The organism is Enterococcus raffinosus (assembly GCF_001886185.1).
GTDB lineage: Bacteria > Bacillota > Bacilli > Lactobacillales > Enterococcaceae > Enterococcus_A > Enterococcus_A raffinosus.
This window is the reverse complement of record NZ_JXLA01000016.1, coordinates 86,936-93,583: the sequence shown is the minus strand read 5'-3', so window position 1 is coordinate 93,583 and position 6,648 is coordinate 86,936. Positions and strand designations below refer to the sequence as shown.

4 protein-coding genes are annotated in these 6,648 nt (G+C 41.7%); 2 read left to right on the top strand and 2 right to left on the bottom strand.

What is annotated here, in order from left to right:
* Positions 1-147: 147 nt before the first annotated feature.
* On the bottom strand, positions 148-1,110 hold the full coding sequence (locus tag RV13_RS10540) for an AraC family transcriptional regulator (protein WP_060789632.1): 963 nt from the start codon (positions 1,108-1,110) through the stop codon (positions 148-150).
* Positions 1,111-1,225: 115 nt separating this feature from the next.
* Between RV13_RS10540 and RV13_RS10535 the strand changes: the two genes are divergently transcribed.
* Together RV13_RS10535 and RV13_RS10530 are read left to right on the top strand one after the other, a co-directional pair.
* On the top strand, positions 1,226-3,619 hold the full coding sequence (locus RV13_RS10535; protein WP_060789631.1) for a DUF4982 domain-containing protein: 2,394 nt from the start codon (positions 1,226-1,228) through the stop codon (positions 3,617-3,619).
* Between the two features lie 146 nt (positions 3,620-3,765).
* Positions 3,766-4,983 (top strand): MFS transporter, encoded by a 1,218-nt coding sequence (locus tag RV13_RS10530; protein WP_060789630.1) that lies wholly within the window; start codon positions 3,766-3,768, stop codon positions 4,981-4,983.
* Between the two features lie 145 nt (positions 4,984-5,128).
* Here the strand turns inward: RV13_RS10530 and RV13_RS10525 are convergent, their stop codons facing one another.
* The gene (locus tag RV13_RS10525) at positions 5,129-6,625 is read right to left on the bottom strand and encodes a helix-turn-helix domain-containing protein (RefSeq protein WP_060789629.1); all 1,497 of its coding nucleotides are present in this window, start codon (positions 6,623-6,625) and stop codon (positions 5,129-5,131) included.
* Between the last annotated feature and the right edge of the window lie 23 nt (positions 6,626-6,648).

Here is a 6,648-nt window from a genome sequence, read left to right as displayed (position 1 = left end):
TTTGTTATTGAACTTTATCAGTGGCTCCTGAAAACCCCTCCTACTTTTATAAGATGTTTCGTAAAAATTTAAAAATCCTACCAACAGAATATCGGGAGAAATACTCCTTTAACACGAAGAAAACCGATTGATGCGTCAATCGGTTTTTTAGAGCGTAAATTTTTGGCGGTATTGATTGGGAGAAAGTCCGGTTTGCTTTTTGAAGTAGTGATAAAAATAAGCTTCACTAGAAAAGCCCAAGCGCTCAGCGATGAGCTGAATCGTCAGATCGGTGGTTTGTAATAATTGCTGCGCCTTTTGTGTGCGAATCTTCTGCGCATATCCGACAATGGTCATTTTTGTTTGGCGCTTTAATAAGCGGTTCAAGTATTCTGCATTATAATGGAGAGCTGTTTCGAGTTCTTTGCGGGAAATATTGCCAAAGCGGCTTTCAATTAGATGAATCACACGATTAACGAGGTAATCCTCCTTTGACAAATCCAGATCCACCTGCTGTAGGGAAAACTGATTGGCGTTCTCTAAAGCGTCTAATAAGCGTAAAATCAATCCTCGTTGAAAATAAGCGCGGCCAATTTTGGAAGTCGCAACTTCTAACTGCAGGGAATCTATGATAACGTGGAAGCCTTCGCTTTGATAAGGCAAGCAGGGAGAAAATTCAATATAGCTGCGCTTCCACTGAGAATCGGATTGCAGATTTTGCTGCAGGAATTGAAAGATTGGTCCCTCGCCAGAGTCAATAGCCAGCAGCTCTCTAAGCAGCGTGGGAGATAAATTTAAAAAGACGACGTTGCAGCCTTCCGAAAGAATCTCTCGATGCAGAATTTGAGTATTCAGCAAACAGCCCTCGCCAGCGTGAAATTGATATTCCTTGTCCTCGATGAAATTAGTCAGCTCGCCTTGTAAGACATACATCAATTCAAAGTTCTGGTTTTTGTGCAATGCTTGATATTCTTCATCTTCAAAGGCCGTGATGTCGCCATCCTGCACCTTAGTATAAAGAATCGTCTCACCAATTTTTTGCTTATAGAAAATCGCGATCGGAGAGCGGGTACTGATCTGAGGCAGCTCGCTATTCGTGGAATGCAGCTCGGAAAAAGGATCGTTTGTCATCGGACACCTCCATAAGGTCGGAAAAATGCAGGAAACGCTTTCTTCAAGTCGGTATTTTTCATTATATCACAGGGCTTGACGAACTAGAATGGGGGATATCAGAGGAGGAACGAAGATGCGAGAAAAGAAAAAAATCAATCAGCATTGGCAATTTCATTACGGGGAAGTAGGAATCCCGAAAAGAACAGCGAAAAAAGCCCATGCGTTAGGCGGACTAACCGCGCCATTAGCTGGAGAAACTGGAGCTGCGGTGACCTATGGCGCAGGAGGCGAGCACTTTCTCAAGCTGATCGCGCAGGGGGATATCCTTCAAGGATTAAAAAATTTAGCTGGCACTGATTTTACTTCTGGTCTTGATGAGAACTGGCAAACAATAACACTGCCTCATGATTGGAAAGTGAGGCAGCCGTTTAAACAAGATCCAGAACTGCTGATGTCAGGCTCAAAGGAAGAGGGAATCGGATATTATCGTAAGACCTTCCAGCTAGCATCAAGTCTTTTAAATACTAGTAGAGTTGTCCTTCATTTTGAGGGTGTGATGCGTTCTGCGGAAGTTTGGCTGAATGGCGCGTATTTAGGAAAGAATGATAGCGGATACACGAGCTTTTCTTTTAATGTCACCGAGATGGCTAAATACGGAGAAGAAGGCACGAATGTATTGCTGGTGCGGGTAGACACGACGACCGGCCCAGAAGGCTGGTGGTACGAAGGGGCAGGGATTTATCGTGACGTGTGGGTAGAATACTTGCCGTTGGTCTCGTTTGACTATGACAGTGTTTATATTTACACGAAAGAAATTCAAGAGAAGCAAGCATTGTTAGGCGCAGAGCTCTTGGTAGAGAACGAGTCAGCGGATACCGTGACCGTTTCGCCAGTGATAAAAATCAACGATCAGGTGATTCAACTAGGTATCCAGACCTTAGCGCCCTATGAAAAACGGCTATTAAAAGAAACCTTTCAATTGCCGGAACCGTCACTTTGGACCCCAGAAAATCCTCATCTTTACGAAGCGGTGTTTCAAATGGAGACAGACGAATGCCGGAAATCATTTGGTATTCGTACCTTTCATTACGACACAGCAGGCTTTTATTTAAATGGAAAAACCTATGAGCTGCGGGGAGTATGTGAACACCAAGATTTTGCCGGAGTAGGGGTCGCATTGAACCAAGATATCGTAGATTATAAGATAAAGACAATGAAAGAAATGGGAGTAAATGCTTGGCGCAGCGCCCATCATTTTGCCTCTGAGGAGCTGTTAACTGCCTGTGATCGTTTCGGAATTTTATTGATGAATGAAAATCGCCTACTAGAAAGCACGCCTTGGCGAATAGCCGATTTGGAAAAAATGGTGAAGAAAAGTCGGATGCACGCCTCGCTAGCCTTTTGGTCCGTAGCGAATGAGGAAGTTATCGGCAATACAACTATGGGCAGCCGGATTGCTAAAAAGCTGGTACATTGTATTAAAAGCAACAACTATGAAAGCTTAGTCGTTTCAGCAGAATTGCTTAATCCCGCGGGGCTAGTAAATGAAGAGTATCTAGCCAATTATGATGTCCTGGGCGTCAATTATCCAGAAGCCGATGTGATGGGGCCGGGAGCGACTAAAATTAAAGAAAAACATCCAGACTTGCCGATGATGAGTACGGAAAGTGCGTCTTATTTTTCTACTCGAGGTGTGTATAAAGACGATGAAGAGAAGTGTCAGTGTTCGAATTTTGGTTCGCTGTTTTCTATGGTCTTACCGGGAAAACGACGACCGGAAGACCCTGGAGCGGGAGGAACAGCGAAGCCGGAAAAGGTCATGAGATATTTAGCTGAACATCAATATATGGGCGGCGTATTTCTTTGGACAGCCTTTGATTATTATGGCGAGCCTTCTCCTTTTAGCTGGCCGGCTATTTCTTCACAATTTGGAATCGCTGATCTATGCGGTTTTCCCAAGGATTACTATTATTACTATCAAGCCTTTTGGCGTAAAGAACCGGTTCTGCATGTGATGCCTCATTGGAATCGTCAGGGGCTAGAACGCACTGCTGATGAGCAAGTAGCTATTCGTGTCTTCAGCAACGTGAGTGAGGTTGAGATATTTGTTAATGGAAAAAGCTATGGTAGAAAACCTGTAAAGGATTGCCGCGCGGATTGGGAAGTTTCTTATGAGGAAGGAACATTAACCGCAATAGCATACGAACAGGATGAAAGAATCGCTGAAGTGAGTCGTGAAACGAGCGGTACGATACAAGCCGTTCGCTGCGAACGGATTTTTGCGGGAAAAGAATACAGTCTTTATCAGTTAGAAGGAATAGATGAGCAACAGCGAGTGGTTCCTACAGCAGATAACAATCTGTCTATCTGTGTCGAAAACGGAGAAGTTGTTGGTCTGGCCAATGGAGATCCAATAAATCAAGCGGCGTATAGTTTGGAAAGTATCCGTTTATTTCAAGGAAAAGCCCTGGCGATTGTTCGTTCAGGAGAAAAGGATAGTCAGATCAGAGCGATACTACAAGATTAACATGCAAAGTAGTAGGCAGAAAAGAACGACCTATGAAAAGACCACAAAGCGCATGAATTTTGCATATGGCGAGGCGTTTTTTTCTAGCCTATACTTTGAGTACCAATTGAAAGCGGAAACAAAAAAGATGAAGGAGTGCAATTATTATGAATAAGAAAAAATTATCTCTAGCTTTAGGTATCTTAAGTATGAATCTTTTACTGATGTCCGGTTCTGTCGTAGGAGCGGCGATTGCTGCTATTTCGAAATCTTTCCCACAGGAACCGATCTCAAAGGTCCAAATGCTTAGTTCAATTCCCCAGTTGGGGCAATTAATAGCGACGCTGCTATTTACTTGGCTGACTTACAAAATAACTCGTAAGAATATCGGGGTTCTCTCTGTCGCCATTGTCGCCATTAGTGGATTATTGCCGATTTTTTACAACAGCAGCCTGAATATTATTCTAGCCTGCATGATCGCTTTAGGCTTTGGACTTGGCTTGATCAGTAATGTTGGTCCGGTATTGCTTCAGGAGCATTTTGAAGGAGAAGAACGAGCGACTGTCATGGGTTGGGCAGTGGGCTTTAACAACCTAGGAATGATGGGCTTTACTGCTATTGGCGGTGTCTTAGGAAGTACAAACTGGCAAAATCTTTTCTGGGTCTACGGTGCAGCCATTGTTATCTTGTTGGTGGTGTTAGTCCTGGTACCTAAGGATCGAAAATTATCTGAAGAGGAAGTATCCAAGCAACACTCAGTCAGCTTTGGCAAAACAGTGAAAAGTTTAAATGGCTATATATATGTGATGCTGATCGTTACCTTTGTTACCTCTCTTTGTCTAATGATCTTTATGGCGAATCAATCAATTTTATTGGCTTCAAAGGGAAATGGGACCGCCTATACCGCGATGGTCACTGCTTTAGGAAATGTTGGGGGAATCTGTACCGCCTTCGGATTGAAGTACATTCGTAAGCTTACAAAAACAGACACGATGGCTTGGGGCTTTGTGGCCTTTGCATTGTCCTATATCTGTATTGTCTTTTTCAACAATCCTGCTTTGCATATCGTTGGTAATATGTTTTCAGGGATGGGGATCGTTATGGTGAATGCGACGATTCCGTTTGAACTATCGATTTTGGCGAATCATCAACAATTTCCAGTAGCCATTGCTATGAACACCTTGATTTCCTCTTTAGCCGGTTTTGCAGCACCGATGCTCCTTGCTGCAACAAAAATTTCTGCGGGAACCAATTCATATCTGGCAGGGATCGTAATCAGTGGTCTTATGGCAGTAGTCTTGTTGATTACTCGCTTAGGAAGTCGGATCGAAAAAAAGTCTGAACAGGCAGCAATTCCTAAAGCCGAAGGAGTACGAGAGGCATAAAGGAGAGGCTTGTTCGCAAGCTAAAAAGCAGGCTCTATTCCATGTGAATGAGCCTGCTTTTTGCCTTTTTCTATGCGTAGCAGAAAAAACTTTTTAATACGGTGTTCATTCGTTGCTTAGTAATCAAGTATAAGAGCAAAAAAGCTTAGCTCTTATACTCTTGTTTTCGCAGCTCATTCAGTTCGCTGATTTTTAGATAAATTTGTTTTAGTTCACTGTGTTTAATTTGGGGAGAAATGAACACTTTTGGGATGGTTAGTTCATTGTAGGTAGATCGATCTTTCAAAGGGACAGTGAGTAAAATATCTATGGGATCAGAAAAAGAATCCGCAAATACAATATTGAAATATCGTTTGATATGATTTTTTAAGCTTTCTTTGATGAGTTCGTTTACAAGCGCCGGAAAGTCGGTATCCAAAAAAAGGACAAAGGGTTCTTCAAAATAAGTTTCATAAGTCAAATAGGCACAGATGATCGAATAATGAGTGACAAGATAGTTTTTCGCGTCAAAAATTGGAGAAGCTGCTTCTTTTTTCGCTTGTTCATATATTTTTTGGCCTTTTTGATAAAGTGAGGGGATGTTATCTTTTATGTATAAATTTAAGTCGTAGTTCGTTATGTCGCAAGAAAATTGTGGGAAGAGCGTTGCGTGGTAATGGACTGAGAACAAGGTTTCCTTTATCCGTGCTTTTTTTCTTTTTGAGCAGCTAGCACGAACAAGCGGCTCTAAATGATGATAAACGGCTGTTACACTAGAGGCTATTTCTGTCGCTAATTCCTCATGTCCCTTCATAATTAGTATGCCCATATTCTGGGAGTAAAAATCTGCATTCGTCAACAAATAGAAGACAAAGAAATGTGCTTCTGTCACGGATAAACGATAGGAGCGAACAAGTAACGCGCGAACCATCTTAAACGGTGCAAAGTAGGTCGTATTTATTTTTTTTAAGAGTGCCCACTCCGTTTTCAAAACGACTGAATTCCCTGATTTATACCTAAAAAAATTAATAGCTAGAATAAGTGAAAGCTGGCTGCAGGTAGATGTTGCGAGGGATTTTGACAGAGACTGAGTCATGACCTCAACATCAGAAGAGATTTTATCGAATAACTGTGAGGAGAAGGGCCAAGTAATCCCCCGATAAACGCTCCAATAAATAGAATAAAGATAGTATCGTAAAGTATGCTCTTCTCCCGAAAATAAATACTGCCCTTTAGAATAGATCAACGTTAAGCCATACTTGTGAAGGTGCTTTTTTAATTTTGTCATCTGTCGCTGAATCGATGATTCACTTAAAAAGGTTTCTGCTTTGATTTTGTTGAGAGAGACGGAACCATGTTCTGTGAGCAACTTAATGAGAGTAAAGGGCACACAAGACTTTAAAACGCTATTTAGCAGCAATTTATATTCAAATTCTGTCAGGCAAAGTTTTACTCCTGCGCCTTTTTTTATTAAAAGCTTTCCAGTCTCTAAAAGCTCCTCTTTTTCAGAGAGCAGTTTCAAATGCTTATTAATGGTTTTCTTATTATAGTTAGTTTGGAATTCTAAATCGGAAAGTGTAATCCAGCCGGAATTTTGATAGAGTGTATCTAAAATTTTGAGCTCGCATTGTAATGAATAATCTAATAATGATGTAAAATCCATTGTTTCCCTCGTTTCTATTTTAT